Annotated in this window: 17 protein-coding genes; 8 read left to right on the top strand and 9 right to left on the bottom strand. The window is 72.2% G+C overall.

The window, feature by feature from the left end; genetic code table 11:
- The first annotated feature begins 43 nt into the window (after positions 1-43).
- The 3 genes from mraY (at position 44) to ASF20_RS00810 (ending at position 3,865) form a co-directional block, all read left to right on the top strand.
- Positions 44-1,129, top strand: coding sequence for a phospho-N-acetylmuramoyl-pentapeptide-transferase (gene mraY / locus ASF20_RS00820; protein WP_056216982.1), 1,086 nt, complete (start codon positions 44-46; stop codon positions 1,127-1,129).
- Between the two features lie 5 nt (positions 1,130-1,134).
- Positions 1,135-2,496, top strand: coding sequence for a UDP-N-acetylmuramoyl-L-alanine--D-glutamate ligase (gene murD / locus ASF20_RS00815; RefSeq protein ID WP_056269816.1), 1,362 nt, complete (start codon positions 1,135-1,137; stop codon positions 2,494-2,496).
- 109 nt (positions 2,497-2,605) lie between these two features.
- Entirely contained in the window at positions 2,606-3,865 is a 1,260-nt protein-coding gene (locus ASF20_RS00810) for an O-antigen ligase family protein (RefSeq protein WP_056269814.1), read from the top strand.
- A gap of 24 nt (positions 3,866-3,889) precedes the next feature.
- On the opposite strand, the gene ASF20_RS00805 is transcribed toward ASF20_RS00810, so the two are convergent.
- From ASF20_RS00805 to maiA, 3 genes are all read right to left on the bottom strand, one after another.
- On the bottom strand, positions 3,890-4,222 hold the full coding sequence (locus ASF20_RS00805) for a hypothetical protein (RefSeq protein ID WP_056269811.1): 333 nt from the start codon (positions 4,220-4,222) through the stop codon (positions 3,890-3,892).
- Between the two features lie 22 nt (positions 4,223-4,244).
- On the bottom strand, positions 4,245-5,576 hold the full coding sequence (locus ASF20_RS00800) for an NAD(P)/FAD-dependent oxidoreductase (protein ID WP_056216997.1): 1,332 nt from the start codon (positions 5,574-5,576) through the stop codon (positions 4,245-4,247).
- A gap of 113 nt (positions 5,577-5,689) precedes the next feature.
- On the bottom strand, positions 5,690-6,334 hold the full coding sequence (gene maiA, locus ASF20_RS00795; protein ID WP_056269810.1) for a maleylacetoacetate isomerase: 645 nt from the start codon (positions 6,332-6,334) through the stop codon (positions 5,690-5,692).
- 185 nt (positions 6,335-6,519) lie between these two features.
- Between maiA and dgcN the strand changes: the two genes are divergently transcribed.
- Together dgcN and dgcA are read left to right on the top strand one after the other, a co-directional pair.
- Positions 6,520-7,551: an N-acetyltransferase DgcN gene (dgcN, locus tag ASF20_RS00790; protein ID WP_056269808.1), complete on the top strand. Its 1,032-nt coding sequence runs from the start codon at positions 6,520-6,522 to the stop codon at positions 7,549-7,551.
- Positions 7,548-8,534 (top strand): N-acetyl-D-Glu racemase DgcA, encoded by a 987-nt coding sequence (gene dgcA / locus ASF20_RS00785; protein ID WP_056269805.1) that lies wholly within the window; start codon positions 7,548-7,550, stop codon positions 8,532-8,534. Before dgcN ends, dgcA begins: the two co-directional genes overlap by 4 nt.
- Before the next feature lie 46 nt (positions 8,535-8,580).
- Here dgcA and ASF20_RS25215 read toward each other — a convergent pair whose 3' ends face one another.
- Genes ASF20_RS25215 through ASF20_RS00775 form a run of 3 tightly spaced genes read right to left on the bottom strand, consistent with a single transcriptional unit; the run spans position 8,581 to position 10,100 of the window.
- Positions 8,581-8,703, bottom strand: a complete 123-nt coding sequence (locus tag ASF20_RS25215) for a hypothetical protein (RefSeq protein WP_274534737.1) — start codon at positions 8,701-8,703, stop codon at positions 8,581-8,583.
- Positions 8,700-9,746 (bottom strand): cytochrome d ubiquinol oxidase subunit II, encoded by a 1,047-nt coding sequence (gene cydB, locus ASF20_RS00780; protein ID WP_056217013.1) that lies wholly within the window; start codon positions 9,744-9,746, stop codon positions 8,700-8,702. Before cydB ends, ASF20_RS25215 begins: the two co-directional genes overlap by 4 nt.
- A 39-nt stretch (positions 9,747-9,785) precedes the next feature.
- On the bottom strand, positions 9,786-10,100 hold the full coding sequence (locus tag ASF20_RS00775; RefSeq protein ID WP_056217016.1) for a hypothetical protein: 315 nt from the start codon (positions 10,098-10,100) through the stop codon (positions 9,786-9,788).
- Between the two features lie 321 nt (positions 10,101-10,421).
- On the opposite strand from ASF20_RS00775, the gene ASF20_RS00770 reads away from it, so the two are divergent.
- The 3 genes from ASF20_RS00770 (at position 10,422) to ASF20_RS00760 (ending at position 13,553) form a co-directional block, all read left to right on the top strand.
- Complete coding sequence (locus tag ASF20_RS00770) at positions 10,422-12,362, top strand: PAS domain-containing sensor histidine kinase (protein WP_056217019.1); 1,941 nt, start codon at positions 10,422-10,424, stop codon at positions 12,360-12,362.
- Between the two features lie 89 nt (positions 12,363-12,451).
- Entirely contained in the window at positions 12,452-13,180 is a 729-nt protein-coding gene (locus tag ASF20_RS00765; RefSeq protein ID WP_056269802.1) for a peptidoglycan-binding domain-containing protein, read from the top strand.
- A 31-nt stretch (positions 13,181-13,211) separates the two neighbouring features.
- The gene (locus ASF20_RS00760; RefSeq protein ID WP_056269799.1) at positions 13,212-13,553 is read left to right on the top strand and encodes a DUF1491 family protein; all 342 of its coding nucleotides are present in this window, start codon (positions 13,212-13,214) and stop codon (positions 13,551-13,553) included.
- A 32-nt stretch (positions 13,554-13,585) separates the two neighbouring features.
- Here ASF20_RS00760 and ASF20_RS00755 read toward each other — a convergent pair whose 3' ends face one another.
- The 3 genes from ASF20_RS00755 to ASF20_RS00745 all read right to left on the bottom strand — a co-directional run.
- On the bottom strand, positions 13,586-14,710 hold the full coding sequence (locus tag ASF20_RS00755; RefSeq protein WP_056269797.1) for a DUF2336 domain-containing protein: 1,125 nt from the start codon (positions 14,708-14,710) through the stop codon (positions 13,586-13,588).
- Between the two features lie 151 nt (positions 14,711-14,861).
- Positions 14,862-16,496 carry a heme biosynthesis HemY N-terminal domain-containing protein gene (locus ASF20_RS00750; protein ID WP_056269795.1) on the bottom strand — a complete coding sequence of 545 codons (1,635 nt, stop codon included), beginning with the start codon at positions 16,494-16,496 and terminating at the stop codon, positions 14,862-14,864.
- 135 nt (positions 16,497-16,631) lie between these two features.
- The coding region (locus tag ASF20_RS00745) for a hypothetical protein (protein WP_210166837.1) at positions 16,632-18,163 on the bottom strand (1,532 nt) is incomplete at its 5' end.

Below are 18,163 nucleotides of genomic sequence, written 5' to 3'. Positions count from 1 at the left end.
CGGTCTCCGGCCGATTCCGAATCGAACCACGGCCGGGTGCTGGATGCTGTATCTCCTGTCGGACTTGAGCGGCACCGTCTCCGCCCTCAACGTCTTCCGCTACATCACCTTCCGCACCGGCGGCGCGCTGTTCACGGCGGGCCTGTTCGTGTTCTGGTTCGGGCCGCTGATCATCTCCTCGCTGCGCCTGCGCCAGGGCAAGGGCCAGCCGATCCGTGAGGACGGCCCCCAGTCGCACCTGCTGACGAAGCGGGGCACCCCGACCATGGGCGGCCTGATGATCCTGGCCGGCTGCGTGGTGGCGATCCTGCTCTGGGCCAACCCGCGCAACCACTACGTCTGGGTCACCCTGGCGGTGACGCTGGGCTTCGGCGCGATCGGCTTCTACGACGACTACCTCAAGGTGACGAAGCAGTCGCACAAGGGCTTCTCGGGCAAGTTCCGCCTGCTGCTGGAAGCCTGCATCGCCATCGCGGCCTGCGTGCTGATCGCGGTCTACTCGCCTCCGACCCTGCAGAACCAGCTCGCCTTCCCGATCTTCAAGGACGCGCTCCTGAACCTCGGCTGGTTCTACGTTCTGTTCGCCGCCTTCGTGATCGTCGGGGCCGGCAATTCGGTGAACATGACCGACGGCCTCGACGGCCTCGCCATCGTGCCGGTGATGATCGCCTGCGGCACCTTCGGCGTCATCGCCTACCTCGTCGGCAACGTCTTCACGGCGGGCTACCTCCAGGTGAACTACGTCCGCGACACCGGCGAGCTCGCGGTGGTCTGCGGCGCGGTGATCGGGGCGGGGCTGGGCTTCCTCTGGTTCAACGCGCCCCCCGCCCAGGTCTTCATGGGCGATACCGGGTCCCTGGCGCTGGGCGGTCTCCTCGGCACCATCGCGGTGGCGACTAAGCACGAGATCGTCCTGGCCATCGTGGGCGGCCTGTTCGTGCTGGAGATGATGTCGGTCATCATCCAGGTCGCGTCGTTCAAGCTGACGGGTAAGCGGGTCTTCCGCATGGCGCCGATCCACCACCATTTCGAGCAGAAGGGCTGGAAGGAGCCGCAGGTCGTGATCCGCTTCTGGATCATCGCCGTGATCCTGGCTTTGGCCGGCCTCGCCACCCTGAAGCTGCGCTGATCCGCATGACGCCCGTCACCACCTTCGCCGGCCAGAAGGTCGCCCTGTTCGGCCTCGGCGGCTCCGGCCTCGCCACCGTCCGGGCGCTGATCGCCGGGGGCGCCGACGTGCTGGCCTGGGACGATTCCCCGGAGAGCACGGGCCGCGCCCGCGACCAGGGCATCACCGTCTTCGACCTGAACGAGGCGGACTGGAGCGGCTTCTCGGCCCTCATCCTCGCCCCCGGCGTGCCCCTGACACACCCGGCGCCGCACTGGACGGTGGAGAAGGCCGGCGCGGCCGGCATCCCGGTGATCGGCGACATCGAGCTGTTCTGCCGGGAGCGCCGGGCGCGCGCACCGGGCGCGCCCTTCGTCGCCATCACGGGCACCAACGGCAAGTCGACCACCACGGCGCTGATCGCCCACATCCTCGCCTCCGCCGGGCGCGACGTGCAGATGGGCGGCAACATCGGCACCGCGATCCTGTCGCTGGCGCCGCCGGCGCCGGACCGCATCCACGTGATCGAACTGTCGTCGTTCCAGATCGACCTGACGCCGAGCCTCGACCCGAGCCTCGGCATCCTCCTCAACATCACGCCGGACCACCTCGACCGCCACGGCACGCTGGACGCCTACGCCGCCATCAAGGCCCGGCTGGTGGCGGGCGCGGAATGCGCGATCGTCGGCGTCGACGACGACCTCAGCCGCGCCATCGCCGACGACCGCGTCGGTCCCCTCGTGCGCATCCACGTGGGAACGCCCGAGGCAGGCTTCGACGGCCTGTCCGCCCGCGACGGGACGGTGTTCGACGCCGATGGCACGCCCCTCGCCGATCTCGGCGGGATCGGGTCGCTGCGCGGGGCGCACAACTGGCAGAACGCGGCGGTGGCCGCGGCCTGCGTCCGCGCCCTCGGGATCGATGACGCCGAACTCGTCGCCGGCCTGCGCGGCTTCCCCGGCCTGCCGCACCGGATGGAAGCCGTCGGCCGGCGCGGACGCGTGCTCTTCGTCAACGACTCGAAGGCCACCAACGCCGATTCCACCGAGAAGGCGCTCACCGCCTTCCGCGACGTTCACTGGATCCTCGGCGGCAAGGCCAAGGAGGGCGGCATCGCCCCCCTGGCGCCCCTCTTCGATCGCGTCGCCCACGCCTACCTGATCGGTGCGGCGAGCGACGCCTTCGCCGCCACCCTGGAGGGCCGGGTGCCCTACACGGCCTGCGGCACCCTCGCGGTCGCCACCGCCCGGGCGGCCGAGGCCGCCGCCGCGTCGGAGGCGGCCGAGCCCGTGGTGCTGCTCTCGCCGGCCTGCGCCTCCTACGACCAGTTCCGGAGTTTCGAGGATCGTGGGGATCAGTTCCGGAATCTGGTGCGCGCGCTGCCCTGAGGCCGGCCGGGCGCGGAATCGCGATCCAAATTCTCAATCATTCTGGCGTCCCATCCTGCGGGTGTAGCGCGGTCCCGCCCTGTCGGCGGCGCGGGGATGGGTTGAGTGCATGGCGTCCACGATGGCACCCGGCGCGTCGCGCTGGCAGGCGGGAGCCTGGGCCCACATCCCCGTCCTGCAGGTTCTCCGACGCCTGGCGACGCTGCTCCTCGTCGCCTTCATCTTCTTCGCCTGCTTCGCCTTCTCGGACACCTCGCCCTACGACGTGGTGGCGATTCCCACCATCGTGCTCTGGCTCTGCCTCGGCCTGCGCCTGCACCTGGGCATGGTGCCGCTGCTCGGGCTGCTGATCCTCTATGTCGGCGCGATCACGGTGGCGCTGATGCCCTATGTCGACCAGCCCCTGTCGGTCACCTGGACGATCCAGCTCGCCTACCTCGCCATCACGGGCGTGTTCTTCGCGATGCTGTTCTCCGACGACACGCAGGCGCGGATGGAGCTGGCGCTCAAGACCTTCGTGGCGAGCTGCCTGTTGTCCAGCGCCTTCGGCATCGTCGGCTACTTCGGATACATCCCGACCGAGGACCTGTTCTACAAGTACGGCCGCGCCTCGGGCACCTTCCAGGATCCGAATGTCTTCGGTTCGTTCCTCACCCTGGGCGCCCTCTACCTGATGCACGGCCTCCTCCTCGGTACCAGCCGGCGCCCGGTCCTCTCGTCGGCGATCCTCATGGTGATCGTGGCGGGCATCTTCCTGTCGTTCTCGCGCGGTTCCTGGGCGGGCTCGCTCATCGCCGTCGCCGTGATGGTCGGCAGCGTCTACACCACCACCCCCTCGGCGCGCCTGCGCCGCCGCATCGTCACCCTGACGGTGCTGGCCCTCGTTGCCACCACGGTCGCCATCGTCGGCCTGCTCTCGATCGGCGACACCGCGGAGATGTTCTCCCAGCGCGCCGCGGTCACGCAGGACTACGACACCGGCGAGACCGGGCGCTTCGGCAACCAGCTGCGCGGCCTCAACATGCTGGTGGACGAGCCGCTCGGCATGGGTCCCCTGCGCTGGCGGCTGATCTTCGCCCTGGAGCCGCACAACACCTATATCGGCAGCTTCGCCAATGGCGGCTGGCTCGCCGGCGTCGCCTTCGTCGGCCTCGTGCTGACGACGAGCGTGGTCGGCTTCCGGCTGATGCGCCACGACACGCCCTATCGCCGCCACGCCCAGATCGTCTGGCCGGCCCTGCTGATGTTCTTCCTGCAGGCTCTCCAGATCGACATCGAGAAGTGGCGCCACGTCTACATGATGCTGGGCATGATCTGGGGCCTGGAAGCCGCCCGCCTGCGCTGGCGCGCGGGCGGGGCACGGGGCTGACGCGGCTGGGCGCGGGCGGGGGGCTCAGCCCCCCGCGGGCTCCGATGCCTCGGGCTCCTCCGGTTCCGGATCAGCCGTCCAGGCCGTGGCGAAGGCCGCGAGGTGGCGGGCATCCGCGAAGGCCAGGACGGCGACCGCCCGGTCGGCCGGCATCGCGCCGGGATAGGGCGCCAGCAGCACCTTCTCCTCGGAGAACCGGGCGCCCGGCGCGTGCTCGGCGAGCCAGGCTTCGGCCTCCGGGGAGAGCCGGCTCGGATCGGCCGGGTCGCGCGCCCGCGCGTCGCCGCGCAGCACGAGGACGTAGGAGCCTAGCGCCGGATTGCGCTGCTGGACCGCTTTCACGATGTCGAGAAACATGCCGATCGGGTTCCGGTTGTGCTCAGTGCAGCTTCACGCGCGACTCGGTGCGCCGGGTCAGCGCCCGGGCGACCGCGTCCAGGGTCGTCTTCACGGTGCCGTGCAGGGCCTGCTCGTGCATCTTGTACAGCGAGCGGTACATCATCCGCGCGAACAGCCCGGCGATGAACATGTTCTTGCCCTTGATGAACCCCATCAGGCTGCCGACCGTCGAGTATTCGCCCAGCGAGACCAGCGAGCCGAAGTCGCGGTACTTGAAGGCTTTCAGCGGCTTGCCGGCCATCTTGTCGGGGATGATCTTGATGAGGTGCGAGGCCTGCTGGTGGGCCGCCTGCGCCCGGGGCGGGATCGGGGTATCCGAGCCCTTCTCCACGAGATAGGCGCAGTCGCCCATCGCGAAGATGTCCGGGTCGCGGGTGGTCTGCAGGGTCGGGGTCACCACGAGCTGGTTGTTGCGCGTGGTCTCGAGGCCGCCGATCTCGTGCAGGAACGGCGGCGCCTTCACGCCGGCGGCCCAGACCACCAGTTCGGAGGGGATGAAGCCGCCATCGGCGAGCTGGACCCCGTCGGGCCGGACCTCGGTGACGCGGGCGCCGGTGCGGACCTCGACGCCGATCTTGGCGAGGAGCTCCATGACGTCGCGGGACATCCGCTCCGGCACCGCCGGCAGGATGCGGCTCGCGGCCTCCACCAGGGTGATCTTCAAGTCCTTGGCCGGGTCGATGCGGTCGAGGCCGGTGGCCGCCACGTGGCGGGTGGTGCGGTGGAGTTCGGCGGCGAGCTCGGTGCCGGTGGCGCCGGCCCCGATCACGGTGACGTGGAGCTGGCCCGGCCGCACCGGCCCCGGCTGGGTGTGGGCCCGCAGCATCCCGTTCACCAGGCGCTGGTGGAAGCGCACCGCCTGGCTCTGGGTGTCGAGGGCGATGGCGTTCTCCTGCACGCCGGGCGTGCCGAAATCGTTGGTGGTCGAGCCCACCGCCATCACCAGCGTGTCGTAGGGGATCTCGCGGATCGGCGTGACCTCGCGGCCCTCGGTGTCGTGGCTGGCCGCGAGGTGGATCACCCGCTTGGACCGGTCGAGGCCGGTCATCTCGCCGATCCGGTAGCGGAAATGATGCCGGTGGGCATGGTGGAGGTAATCGACCGCGTGGTGGCCGACATCGAGGCTGCCGGCGGCGACCTCGTGCAGCAGCGGCTTCCAGATGTGGGTCCGCGCCCGGTCGACCAGGGTGACGTGCGCCTTGTGCGTGCGACCGAGCTTGTCGCCCAGCTTCGTGGCGAGCTGCAGGCCCGCCGCGCCGCCGCCGACGACCACGATGCGATGCAGATTGTCCTCGGTTTCGCCCGGTACCATGTCGCTCAGGTCCTCGTGTGCCGCGATTGTACGGATGCGTGCCCCCACGGCGAGCGACGCATCGTCATCCAGGGGTTCAGCTTAGAAGGATTGCCGGTGGACCGCCATTCCCGTCACGCCGGCGCGCCCGGCTGGCGCAGGGGATGGGCCTGGGCGAAGGCGTCCTGGGCGAGGCAATCCTCGGCGATCCGGCGGACCGTCGGGAAGGGGCCCGTGTCGACGCCGAAGATGCCGGTGCCGACCCAGAGGCTGACGAGGCAGAGATCGGCGTGGCTCACCGCGTCGCCCTGCGCGTAGCGCCCGGTCCCAGGCTCCTGGGTGAGGCGCGTCTCCAGGGTCTTCAGGCCGGTCGCCATCCAGTGGCGCACGAAGTCGAGCATGCGCTCGCGCGGCAGGTCGTAGCGTTCCATCAGGAAGTTGCGCACCCGCGGCACGTAGAGCGGATGGGTGTCGCAGGCGACCACCTGGGCCAGGGAACGGGCGCGGGCCCGCGCGCGGGGCTCGCCCGGCAGCAGCGGGGTGGCCGGATGGATGTCCTCCAGATAGTCGAGGATGGCGAGCGACTGGATCAGCGGCGGCCCGTCGCCGTCGAAGAGCGCCGGCACCGCCCCCTGCGGATTGATCGCCAGGAAGTCCGGCTTGAACTGTTCGCCGGCATCGAGGTCCAGGAAGACCTCCTCGTAGGCGATGCCCTTGAGGTTGAGGGCGACCCGGACCCGGAACGCCGCGGCCGAGCGCCAATTGCCGTACATCTTCATGCGCGCAACGTTTCCTCTTGGCGGAATCTTATCCGTCTCTTATCGCCCCGGACCACACCCGACATCGCGTCCGCCCGCAAGCCCGTTCTGCCGGCGAATGGCCATCGCGGGCACGATTTGGCAGCGCCGTGATCCTCGCGCATAGGAGAAGGCGAGGTGTCCATCCTCGGCCGATGAGTGACGCGATGCAGATCGAAACGCCCTACCTGATGTTCCTCGGCGACGTGCCCGATCGCCTGGCCGCCAAGACCGCCTACGGCATCAAGGACTGGCGTCCCGAATGGTGCGTCGGCCAGCTGCGCCTGCCCGGCTGCGCCGCCGACCTCGGGATCCCGGACCTCACCCTGGTCGAGGCCGTGGCGAAGGGCTGCCGCACGATGGTGATCGGCGTGGCCAATGCGGGCGGCGTCCTCCCCGAGCACTGGGTCGCCGAGGTGGTGGCGGCCCTGGAGGCCGGGCTCGACATCGCCAGCGGGCTGCATGCCCGTCTCGGGGCGGTGCCGGCCATCGCCGAGGCCGCCGAGCGCCACGGGCGGCAGCTGCACGACGTGCGCCACACCTCCGAGACCTTCGCCACCGGCAAGGGCACCAAGCGGCCCGGCCGACGCCTGCTCAGCGTCGGCACCGACTGCTCGGTGGGCAAGAAGTACACCGTGCTCGCCCTGGAGCGCGGCATGCGCGAGCGCGGCCTCGACGCGGATTTCCGCGCCACCGGCCAGACCGGCGTCTTCATCTCGGGGCGCGGCGTCGCCATCGATGCGGTGGTGGCCGACTTCATCTCCGGCGCCGTCGAGTGGATCGCCCCCGCCGCAGCGCCGGACCACTGGGACCTGCTCGAAGGGCAGGGCTCGCTATTCCACCCCTCCTTCGCCGGCGTGAGCCTCGGGCTGCTGCACGGGGCGCAGGCCGATGCCTTCGTGGTCTGCCACGAGCCGACCCGCACGACGATGCGCGGCGTCGAGCACTCGCTTCCGACGATCCGGCAGGTCATCGATCTCACCGTCCAGCTCGGCCGCCTGACGAACCCGGACATCCGTCCGGTGGGCATCGCCGTCAACACGCAGGACCTGGCGGAGGGGGCGGCCCGCACGCTGCTCGCCGACCTCGCCCGGGACCACGACCTGCCGGCCACCGACCCGGTCCGCTTCGGCGTCGAGGCCATCGTCGACCGGATCGTGTCCGAGTTTCCCCCCGCCGCCACGGGGGCGAGCGCGTGACCCGGCACCTCGACGTCGCGGTCGAGTCGTTCCCGATCGCCGGGGCCTTCACCATCGCGCGGGGCAGCCGCACCGAGGCGGTGGTGGTGGTCGCCACCGTCTCCGACGGGGAGGGCCGGGCCGGCCGCGGCGAGTGCGTGCCCTATGCCCGCTACGGCGAGACCGTGGAGAGCGTCGTCGCGCTGATCCGGGATCACGCCGAGGCGATCGCCATGGGGGCGACCCGGGCGGACCTGCAGGTCGGCATGAAGCCGGGGGCCGCCCGCAACGCCCTCGATTGCGCCCTGTTCGACCTGGAGGCCAAGCAGCTCGGGCGCCCCGCCTTCGCGATCGCCGGCCTGTCGGCACCGCAGGTCGCCACCACCGCCTACACCCTGAGCCTCGGGGACCCGGAGAGCATGGAGGCGGCGGCCCGCCAGGCCGCGCACCGGCACCTGCTCAAGGTGAAGCTCGGCGGCGTCGGCGACCCGGAGCGCATCGCCGCCGTGCGGCGCGGCGCACCGGATGCGCGCCTCATCGTCGATGCCAACGAGGCTTGGCGCCCCGAGACGATCGAGGCCAACCTCGCGGCCTGCGTCGCGGCCGGCGTCGGCCTGATCGAGCAGCCGCTGCCCGCCGGCGAGGACGCGCTCCTCGCCGAGATCGCCCGGCCGATCCCGATCTGCGCCGACGAGAGCCTGCACGACCGGGCCGGCCTCGACGCCCTCAGCCGGCGCTACGACGCCATCAACATCAAGCTCGACAAGGCCGGCGGCCTCACCGAGGCGGTGATGCTGGCCCACGAGGCGCGGGCGCGGGGCTTCTCCCTGATGATCGGCTGCATGGTCGGCACCTCCCTGGCCATGGCGCCCGCCATGCTGCTCGCCCACCACGCGGACTACGTCGACCTCGACGGTCCGCTGCTCCTGGCCCGGGACCGGGAGCCGGGCCTGCGCTTCGAGGGCAGCCTGATCCATCCGCCCGAACCAGACCTGTGGGGGTGAAGGCGGCGCGTCTCCCCGCGAACGGCCCGCGCACTCGGCGGGCCGATCACCCCTTCACGACGGCGCGCAGGAGATAGACCAGCGCCGTGAAGGTCACGAGGCTGGCGGCGTAGAAGGCGACGAACCAGAGCAGCCGGCGGCCCTTGGCCCCAGAGGATCGTCCGCTCAATGCCCGTAGCCCCCGGATGCGATGTCCTCCGCCACCTTCCCGCGGAAGACCCAGTAGGCGTAGCCGGTATAGGCCAGGGTCAGCGGCATCACCACGGCGTAGCCGACGAGGGCGAATTGTAGGGCGCTGACCGCGTTGGCCGCCTGCCAGATCGTGTAGTGCGGCGGCACGATGTAGGGGAACAGGCTGATGGCGAGGCCGAGGAAGCCGAGCAGGAACAGCGCGATGGTGAGGAGGAACGGCGCCACGTGGCGGCCGTCGCGGATGCCCTGGAAGATGCCCCAGGCCACCAGGGCCGTCACCACCGGAACGGGCGCCACGTAGAGGATGTTCGGCCAGGAGATCCAGCGCCACTGGATGTCGAGGCCGAGGAACGGCACCCAGGCGCTCACCACCGCCATTGACACGATGGTGGCGGCCAGGAACTGCAGGCTCTTGCGCCGGGCCCAGATCTCGAGCTCGCCCGAGGTCTTCATCACGCACCAGGTCGCGCCGAGGAGGCCGTAGCCGCAGACGAGGCCGATGCCGGTGAGCACGCTGAAGGGGGTGAGCCAGTCCAGGGTGCCGCCGGCGAAGCCGCGGCCCTCGACCTTGAAGCCCTGGACGAAGGCACCGAGCACCATGCCCTGCGCGAAGGTCGCCAGCAGTGAACCGTAGTGGAAGGCGTTGTCCCAGATGAACTGCGAGCGGTCCGCCTTGAAGCGGAATTCGAAGGCGACGCCGCGGAAGATCAGGGCGATCAGCATCAGGATGATCGGAATGTAGAGCGCCGGCAGGAGGATGGCGTAGGCGACGCTGAACACCGCGAACAGGCCCCCGCCGCCGAGCACCAGCCAGGTCTCGTTGCCGTCCCAGATCGGGGCGACCGAGAGCATCATCCGGTCGCGCCAATTGCCCTTCCGCGCCGCCGTGAACAGGATGCCGACCCCGAGGTCGAAGCCGTCGATGACGACGTACATCGCCACCGCGAGCGCCAGCAGGCCCGCCCAGACAACGGGCAGCCAGAAGGCAGCGCCCTCGTATTCCATCCCGTAGCCGAACATCCGCTGGATCCCTCGCCGCGTCGCGAACCATCTACCCCCTTACGGGGGCCCGCGTTCCCCGCGTTGGGCCAGCGTAGCGCGATCCGCGTGGGTTTGCGCGCCCCGCCACGGGACTTTTCTGTCGCTGTCCGAGAGGGTGTCGCGGGAGACGGGCGAGGCGGTGAAGGCCCGCCGCCCGATCTCCGCGGCGCCCTCGCGCAGGGCGGCGTCGCGCAGGGGCGCGGGCAGCGCGTCCCAGGCCGCCGCCGCCGCATCGGCCACCGCCGGTGGCGCGGGCGCGCGCTCGCCCTGGCGCTGAAGCGCCAGCCAGGACAGGACGCCGATCACGAGACCGGCACGGATGAGGAAGGACATGGGTCTCGTCCCGGACGCGCCCCGGCCGGGGCGCGAACACCGTCGGACGCGACCGGTAAAGACCCCCTGACGCGCCGCCTGCAAAGCGCCGGAATGGTGAACACAAGCTTATCCCGATGTCCTTCGAGGCTTTTTCGTGTCGTGGCCCGAAAAGGTCTTTCGGAGGGACCGGTCATGGTTACGTCCCGGAAAGCATGCGGAGACAATCGGACTGTCTAGCGCAAGACTCGCTTAAGTCGGCTCTGCGAAGTTGCCCTCAGTCGAGTTTTCGTCGAGCCAAGGGGCGTCGGGGATGGCCGTCGGGCCCTGTCCGCGCTGTGCGTGTCGGTATTGCGTATCTACGGTGCCCTGGCTTCCCTCATCGATGTCCGCCTCGCGGGGCTCGTCCATGAGTCGGTGAAAGAGGATGGCGGCGTGCGCTTCCGGCACGAGCGCTTCCTGGTCTCCCGCCTTGCCACCGGCCTGATGATGATGCTGGGCCTGCCGCCCTACCTCGTGCTGCGCGGCGTGCCCACCGGCGTCGAGGCCCTGGCCATCGCCAGCCTGATGCTGCCGGTCTTCGCCGCCGTCCTCCTGTCCCGCACAGGCATCCTCTGGCTCGCCCACGCCATCTCCTCGGCGGGCCTGACCGGCGTGGTGGTCTGCCTCGCAATGATGACGGGGGGCGCCAATTCCGCCGCCGCGATCTGGCTGGTGGCGATCCCCCTCGAGGCCGTGGTCTCGGGCTCGCGGCGCGCCACCCTGGCCGCCGCCATCATCGCGGCCCTGGGAGCCCTCGCGGTGGCCCTGCTGCCGCCCCTCGCCGAGGGCACCCCGCTGCCCGAGTGGTCGCGCGCCCTGGCGATGCCGGTCTTCGCCATCACGGCGATCGGGCACATCGCGGCCCAGGCCCTCGAACATTTCCGCCACGAGGGCCGCTGGCTCGCCCGCCTGCGCGACAACGAGCGCCGCGACCGCATGCTGCTCTCGGCCATCGACGACCTCGTGACCTGGCACGACCCCAACGGCCGCGTCCTCGAGGCCAGCGCCTCGGCCACCCGCTTCCTCGGGGCCGAACCGGCCTCCCTGCACGGCCACGGCCTGCTGGAGCGCGTCCATGTGGGCGACCGCCCCCTGCTGCTGCAGGCGCTGAGCGACGTCGCCGCCCATGGCCGCCCGGCCCGGGTCCAGTTCCGCCTGCACCTCGACAGCGCCGCGGCCCGCGCCGAGACCGCGCCGCAGGTGATCTTCGCCGAGATGCGCATTCACCGGATCGACGCCCAGACGGCGGAGACGGCCTCGCCCGGCCGCCCGCGATCCAGCGTCGTCGCGGTGACCCGCGACGTCACCGAGCACCGCCGCCATGCCGAGGAGCTGGAGCAGGCCCGCGCCGAAGCCGAGCGGGCGGACGAGGTCAAGAGCCGCTTCCTGGCCAATGTCAGCCACGAACTGCGCACGCCGCTCAACGCCATCATCGGCTTCTCCGAGGTGCTCTCGGGGGAGGGCGGGATGGCGACCGATCCGGAGCGCACCCGGGAATATGCCGGCATCATCCGGAATTCCGGCCAGCACCTGCTGGAAGTCGTCAACACGCTCCTCGACATGTCGCGGATCCAGAGCGGCCATTTCGACTACGCCCCGGAGCCCTTCGACCTCTCGGCCCTGATCCAGACCTGCTGCAACCTGATGCAGCTCAAGTTCGACCAGGCCGGCATCGCCCTGGTGCGCGACGCGAGCGTCGCGCCGGTGGAGATCACCGCCGACCTGCGCGCCTGCCGCCAGATGGTCATCAACCTCCTGTCGAACGCGGTGAAGTTCACCCCGCGGGGCGGGCGGGTGGAGGTCGGCCTGCGCGGTTCGGCCAAGCACCTCGACCTCATCGTCGCCGATACCGGCATCGGCATCAGCGAGGCCGACCTGCCCCGCGTCGGCAGCCCGTTCTACCAGTGCGCCGGCGGCTACGAGCGCACCCACGAGGGCACCGGCCTCGGCCTCTCGGTGGTGCAGGGCCTCGTCGGCCTGCACGGGGGGGCCATCACCATCGAGAGCACCCGGAGCGAGGGCACCACGATCATCGTCACCCTGCCGCGCGCCTGCCGGGTCGGCACCGGCGCCGTCCCGGCGGCCCCGATCCGCACCCGCCTGCGCCCGTCGGTCTCGGGCGGCAGCCTCGTCGGTGCCGTGAACGACGGTCCCGTGCCGATGCGCCGGCCCATGGGCCTGTTCGAATCGAGCCCCGAGACGGTGCGCGAGAGCTACGTTCCGCTGCGGCGCGCCGGATGAGTGCGCCGCGATCCTGCCGGCACCGGATCGTCCGGACCCCGCTTCGCGCGGGGCCCGGACACCGTTGCGATCAGCCCTGAGGAGATCGAATGCGCGAGCCGCAAGCACGCCGCGACCAGCGAGAGATCGTCGTTCCGTCCCGCGGCCGCGAGGCCCGGCCCGCTGCCCGGCGACGGCCGGCCCCCGGCCGCTTCGCCGGGCTCGGCGGCTTGGCGGGGTTCGGGGCGCTGGCGGGAGGCGCGGGCCGCGCGGTCCTGCGCCATCCCGGCGAGGCCCTCGGGGTCGCCGTCGTCCTCGGCGCCGTGTCGATGATCTGCCTGAACGCGCTCGGCTACCAGATGGGCCGCCATCCCGCGCCGATCTTCCCCAAGCTCCCGGCCAAGCCGGCCCTCGCCCGGGCGACCGAGGCCCCGAAGCCCGCGGCCCCCGTGGTCGCGAAGGCGGAGGCGGGCAAATCCGACCCGTCCGGCAAGCCCGAGGTGTCCAGCAAGCCCGAGTCCTCGAAGGCGGAGCCGTCCCGGGCCGAGGCGGCGCGCGCGCCGCGGGACGGCATCGGCGAGATCATCCGGGCCGGCGAGCCGGCGGGGGCGGAGACCACCGCCTCGGTGGCGACCCTCGGCGGCCTCTCCATCGCCCAGGCCCAGCGCGCCCTGGTCAAGCTCGGCTACGGGCCGCTGAAGGCCGACGGCCTGATGGGCGCCAGCACCCGGGCGGCGATCGAGAAATTCGAGCGGGACCGCAAGCTTCCGGTGAAAGGCGAGCCCTCGCCGCGGACCTTCCGCGAGCTCGCCACCCGGGCGGGCGCCGCCCGGGGCTGATCCGGCGGGGCGGCGTGCTATAGACCGGCACATGGCACGCCTGCGCTCGGATTTCTGGGTTTCCGCCCATCTTCGCCGCCTCGACATCGAGGGCATCGCCGCGGTGCAGCGCCGCCGCGGTTCCCCCGAGGCGGGGGCGATCTTCGTGAAGGTGGATCGCCTCGACGGCCGGGCCGATCTCTACGGCCCGGCCCCGCAATCCCTCGTGGACACCGAGTCCCACGGCGACCGCCGCTTCGTGGCCCTGCTCAGCGAGGCCGCGCCCGCCGACGTGGAGGTGCGCCTCGGCAAGGAGCTGCGCTTCGACGACGATCTTTGGATCGTCGAGATCGACGATCGCGCCGGACGCCACCGCCTCGATCTCGCCGAATAGGCGGCGTCCCGCGCGGGCTTCGCGGGGCCGGATCAGGTCGCCTGGCGCTGCCGGCTCGGCAGGGGCGTGCGCAGGGGCGGGCGCTCGCTGGCCGTGGCCTGCGCCCGGGGGCGCTGGGCGTCCGGGGCATGGTAGGGCTGGTGCCCCGCCTGCGAGGCCCGCTCCGGCGGGGTCCAGGCCAGGATCGCGGCCAGGAGGTCGCGCGCGGCGACCCGCGGGAGGGTCCGGAACAGCTTGACCAGGCTGAACACGCGGTCGACCGACTGCGCCACGGTCTCGTTCAGGGTGAGGTAGATGTAGACCGCCTCCTCTTCGTGCAGGCCGGCGGCGCGCAGGGCGACCGTCAGCAGCTCGTAGCGCAGCGAGGGATCGGGGGTGGTGGCGAGGAAGCCCTTGGGCAGGCCCAGCATCTCGGTGATGGCGGCCACGAACCCGGCCACGTCGCCGCGGGCGGAGAAGCCGGTGAGCACGGCGCCGGCCTCGCGCGGTGCCGGCGGATTCGGCCGCAGGGCCGCCGTCGCCATCATCGCGTGGCCGATCGCCTCGCGGCGGGTCTCGTCCGCCAACAGGAACAGCGGCGCCACGTCGGCATGGGCGAGGTCGTGGCGGGCGAGGAGCGTCCGGCCGAGGTCCGGCTGCTTGCGCGCGCGGGCGACGAGGCGGGCCAGCAACTCGCCCTGAAGGGTGGCGGCCGGATTGGCGGCCAGCGCCCGGTCGATGCCGGGATTCTCGCGGCCGATCAGGTCCAGGATGGTGGCGCGGCTGAGATCGTGCCGGCTGGCGATGGCGGGGCCGAGATCGGCGTCCTCGACGAGGGCGGCCTGGATCATCCCCTGCGTGAGGATGGGAGCCTGGGCGAGGACGGCGTCCCGGGCGCCGCCGCCACGCTCCACCAGGGCGGCGAGAAGGGCGGGCGGCGTGTCGGGAAAGGGCGCGAGCTTGCGGGCGACGATCTCGGCGGTCTCGGCGTCGACGATCGGGATCAGTCCTCCGGCCAGGGAGGCGAAGGCCGCGACGGTCTTCCGGTCCCGGACCGTGGCCGAGAGAAAGTGATCCGTCTGCACCCGAAGGATGACGGGTTTCAGATCGAGGCTGTCGAGACGCGACAACTCGATCAGGCCGGAGAGGTCCGGCGCATCGTCGAAAGATGGGGACATGGCACTTCGGTTACGCAGAACTCGCTGATCGAGAGGATTAGCGGAATTGCGTGAACCGACCTTTAAGGACGGTCGCTTGGGACCGTCCCTCCATGCGCCATGCTGGCCCCGAGCCTAGCGGCGCGACCGGGCTCGGCGACCGGGGTCGCCCTCAGCCGGCTCGGCGGGGCTGGGTGTCGCCGGCCTTCGGCGGGGGAAACACCACCGGGGTCGGCGACTTGGCGGAGAGCGGACCCGAGGCCGGGGACGGGCTTACCGGGGTGGAACCCGACGCGGGGTGCGCGGCCGCGGTCGCCATCCCGGCGGCCACCGGCGCCGTCTCCTTGGCGGCGGACGGGAACAGCACCGTCGCGGGCTTGGGTTCGGCCGCACCATCCGCCTTCGGCGAGGCCACCGGCATCGGCTTCGGCGAGGACGCCGCCGGAGCGGCCGGCATCGGGGCCGCGAGGACGCCCTCGGAGGCCGTTGCGTCCTCGTCGTGCGGCGCCTCGGGGCCGGCGATCAGCTCGGTCGGCGTCTTCCAGACGAAGGCGTCCAGGCGGCCGCTCACCGGCGAGACGGGCGCCCAGGTCTCGGACGCGATGCCGTCGGCGATCCAGAGCGGATCGCGCGGGGCGTGCGCGGCGCGGGAGAGCCATTCGCGGGTCCGGCCCGAACCGGCGCCGTGCTCGGCCTCCTCGATGCGGGCCATGGTCAGGCAGGCGCGGACCGTGGGCCGGTCGGCGAGGAGGGGCGCCAGGGCTTCGCGGGCCTGGCCGAACTCGCGGGCCTCGTAGGCCGCCTGCGCCATGGCGAGGCGGGCCTCCGGGTGCCAGGACGAGATCTTGGCCAGGGTCTCGGCGCGGGCCATGCGGTCGCGCACGGAATCGCCGGTGCGCAGGTTCAGGTAGGTCTTGGCGAGGTCCGGGTGCGGCCCGGCGCGCCAAGCGGCCTCGATGATCTTGGCGCCCTTCCGCAGGTCGCCCCGGCGCACCATCAGGCGCGCGGCGAGCACCGCGGCCGGGACGAGGTCGGGGGCGAGCTTGACCGCCTTGAGCACGCGCTCGGTGGCGGCCTCCGGTTCGCCGGCCTCGCGCTCCTGCGCGGCGGCGGTGAGCAGGACAGCGCGCTGGCGCCGGGCGGTCGACTTGTCGATGAGGCCCAGGGAGGCACGGCGCTCCACGGTCTCGTTGGCCCCGCTCCAGTCGCCGTCGGCGCATTGCGCCTCCAGGACGGCCTCGTTGGCCCAGGTGACGCTGGGCGCCAGGCGGGCGGCTTCGGCGGCGTAGGCGCGGGCGGAGGCGTCGTCCTCGCGGCGGCGGGCCTCGACGAACAGGCCGCGCAGGCCGAGCACGCGGGTCTCGGGGTCGTTGACCATGCGCTGGAAGGCCTGCTCGGCGGCCTCGCGGTCGCCGGAGATCTGGGCGGCCTGGGCCTTGAGCAGCAGCGTCAGCGGCTCGGCGCCGAGCAGGCGCTCGGCGTCGTTGGCGTGGCGGCGGGCGGCGAGGGGATCGCCCGACCCGACGGCGACCATGCCGCGGGACAGGGCCGAGAAGCCCTTGGCCCGGCGCCGGTCGCGCGAGCCGCGCACCAGCGTCTCCGGCAAGGTGATGAAGCCCCGCACGATGGCCCAGATGAAGCCGATCAGGATGGCGGCGATCAGGACGCCGATCAGCCCGATGGCGAGGCTGGTGGCCACCTCGTAGCCGTTCCACACGATGGTGACGGTGCCGGGATGGTCGGCGACCCAGGTCGCGCCATAGGCGGCAACCGCGAGAAGGGCCAGGAAGGCGAGGGCGCGCCACATGGGATCAGAAACTCCTGGGAGTGGCGTCGGCCGGTCCGGCGACACCGAGAGTCGGGGGCGGGAGCGTTGGGCGCTCCCGCGCGAAATCCGGGTGGCCGCGCATCCCGCCGGAGGACAGGGCGCGCGGCCGCGCGCTCAACGGGAGGCGCCGGTTGCGGGCAGGCCCTTGAAGGCGTCGGCGAGCAGGCCCTGGGCCGCGTCGGCGGCGGCGACGCGCGAGGCCAGCTTGGTCCCGAAATCGCCGGCCTCGGCCCGGTCCGCCTCGGGCAGCGCCGCGAAGGCCTCGGCGGCCTCTTTGATCGCGCCGCGGTCGAGGGCGTCCTGCACCTTCGGGGCGGTGTCGGGGGCCGCCGCGCCGGGGGTGCCGCCGGCGGCCGGGGTCTCGACGCGCCGGACCTGGACGATCGACTCGGCCATGCTCATCAGCTTGGTCCCGATGTCGCCGGTCTCGGCCACGGCCTTGGTCTGGGCCGCCCGGCGCTTCGCCGCGATTCGCTCGGCGACGGGGCGGAACTCGGCTGCGAGCGAGCGGGCGGTCGGGGCCCCCTTGTCGGCGAAGGCCGCCACCGCCGTGAGGCGGGCCGGGTCGCCCGGCTCCAGCCCGCGCAGGGCCGAGAGGGCATCCGCGTAGGGGGCGCCGGTGTTGAGGGCGGTGACGATCCGGTCGGCCGACACGACGCGCAGGGCGGCCTGCAGGGTCGCGGTCTCGGCCCGCTCTGAGACGGCCTTGTCGAGGCCGGCGATCTTGTCGGCCTGGGCCTGGAGCTGGCGCTCCACCGCCTTGGCCGCCTCGGCCGCCTGGGTCTTGTTCGCGTCGACGACCTTCTCGCTCGCCTGGGTCGCGGCCTGGACCGCCTCGGTGGCGGCCTGGACGCGAGCCTCCAGCGACTGCTGCAGGGCGGCCACCTTCTGGCTCAGCGCCTGGGCGGCCTCGGCATTGGCCTTGGTCTTGGCCTCGACGTCGCCCTGGAGGGCGGCGAGCTTCGGGGCGAGATCGGGCTGCGCGGCGGGCTTCGGCGCGGACTCGACCTTGCCCTCGATGGCCTTCAGGCGCTGTTCCAGCGCGGCGAGCTGCGGTCCCGCGGATTGGGTCACCGCCATCCGGGCGTCGCCGCCCTGGTCGCGGCCCGGTTCTTCCTGGAGCGCCGAGACGCGCTGGTCCAGGGCGTCGAGGCGGGCGACGAGATCGGCCGGCACGGCGGCCGGAGCCGCCGCAGCGGGCGCTCCCTCGGCCTGAGCCGGCGCGCCGCCCTGGGCCGCGTTCGCCTTCTCGAGGGCCTGGCGCGCCGTCGACACCGCCTCCGGAACGGCCTTGAGGGCGGCCTCGTTCGCGGCGACCCGCTTGTCCAGGCCGGCCACCGCATCCTTCGGGGCGAGGGCGGCGATCCGCTGGTCGAGGGCGGTGATGCGGGCATCCTCGCCCGGGGCCATCAGGCCGCTGCGCGCGACGCCGAACAGGAGGCCGGCCCCCACCACGCCACCAAGGAGGCCGGCGGTGACGAGGGAGCCGAAGCCGGCCCCGGACGAAGCGGCCGGGGCAGCCGCGGCGGCCGGGGTGATGCGGGGCGTCGTCGGACCACCCGCCTTCGGGAGCTCCGAAGCGGTTTTGGAATCGGACGTCTTGCTATCAGAGGTCTTGCCGTCGGCCGGCTTGCTCGCCATTCCCG

The organism is Methylobacterium sp. Leaf88, from assembly GCF_001422795.1.
GTDB lineage: Bacteria > Pseudomonadota > Alphaproteobacteria > Rhizobiales > Beijerinckiaceae > Methylobacterium.
This window is presented reverse-complemented; position numbering and strand designations above follow the sequence as displayed.

Bases quoted from the DNA above. Each gene is read 5' to 3' on its own strand.
- mraY (WP_056216982.1), top strand. From the start codon at position 44: ATGCTGTATCTCCTGTCGGACTTGAGCGGCACCGTCTCCGCCCTCAAC.
- murD (WP_056269816.1), top strand. From the start codon at position 1,135: ATGACGCCCGTCACCACCTTCGCCGGCCAGAAGGTCGCCCTGTTCGGC.
- ASF20_RS00810 (WP_056269814.1), top strand. From the start codon at position 2,606: ATGGCGTCCACGATGGCACCCGGCGCGTCGCGCTGGCAGGCGGGAGCC.
- ASF20_RS00805 (WP_056269811.1), bottom strand. From the start codon at position 4,222: ATGTTTCTCGACATCGTGAAAGCGGTCCAGCAGCGCAATCCGGCGCTA.
- ASF20_RS00800 (WP_056216997.1), bottom strand. From the start codon at position 5,576: ATGGTACCGGGCGAAACCGAGGACAATCTGCATCGCATCGTGGTCGTC.
- maiA (WP_056269810.1), bottom strand. From the start codon at position 6,334: ATGAAGATGTACGGCAATTGGCGCTCGGCCGCGGCGTTCCGGGTCCGG.
- dgcN (WP_056269808.1), top strand. From the start codon at position 6,520: ATGCAGATCGAAACGCCCTACCTGATGTTCCTCGGCGACGTGCCCGAT.
- cydB (WP_056217013.1), bottom strand. From the start codon at position 9,746: ATGTTCGGCTACGGGATGGAATACGAGGGCGCTGCCTTCTGGCTGCCC.
- ASF20_RS00775 (WP_056217016.1), bottom strand. From the start codon at position 10,100: ATGTCCTTCCTCATCCGTGCCGGTCTCGTGATCGGCGTCCTGTCCTGG.
- ASF20_RS00765 (WP_056269802.1), top strand. From the start codon at position 12,452: ATGCGCGAGCCGCAAGCACGCCGCGACCAGCGAGAGATCGTCGTTCCG.
- ASF20_RS00760 (WP_056269799.1), top strand. From the start codon at position 13,212: ATGGCACGCCTGCGCTCGGATTTCTGGGTTTCCGCCCATCTTCGCCGC.
- ASF20_RS00755 (WP_056269797.1), bottom strand. From the start codon at position 14,710: ATGTCCCCATCTTTCGACGATGCGCCGGACCTCTCCGGCCTGATCGAG.
- ASF20_RS00750 (WP_056269795.1), bottom strand. From the start codon at position 16,496: ATGTGGCGCGCCCTCGCCTTCCTGGCCCTTCTCGCGGTTGCCGCCTAT.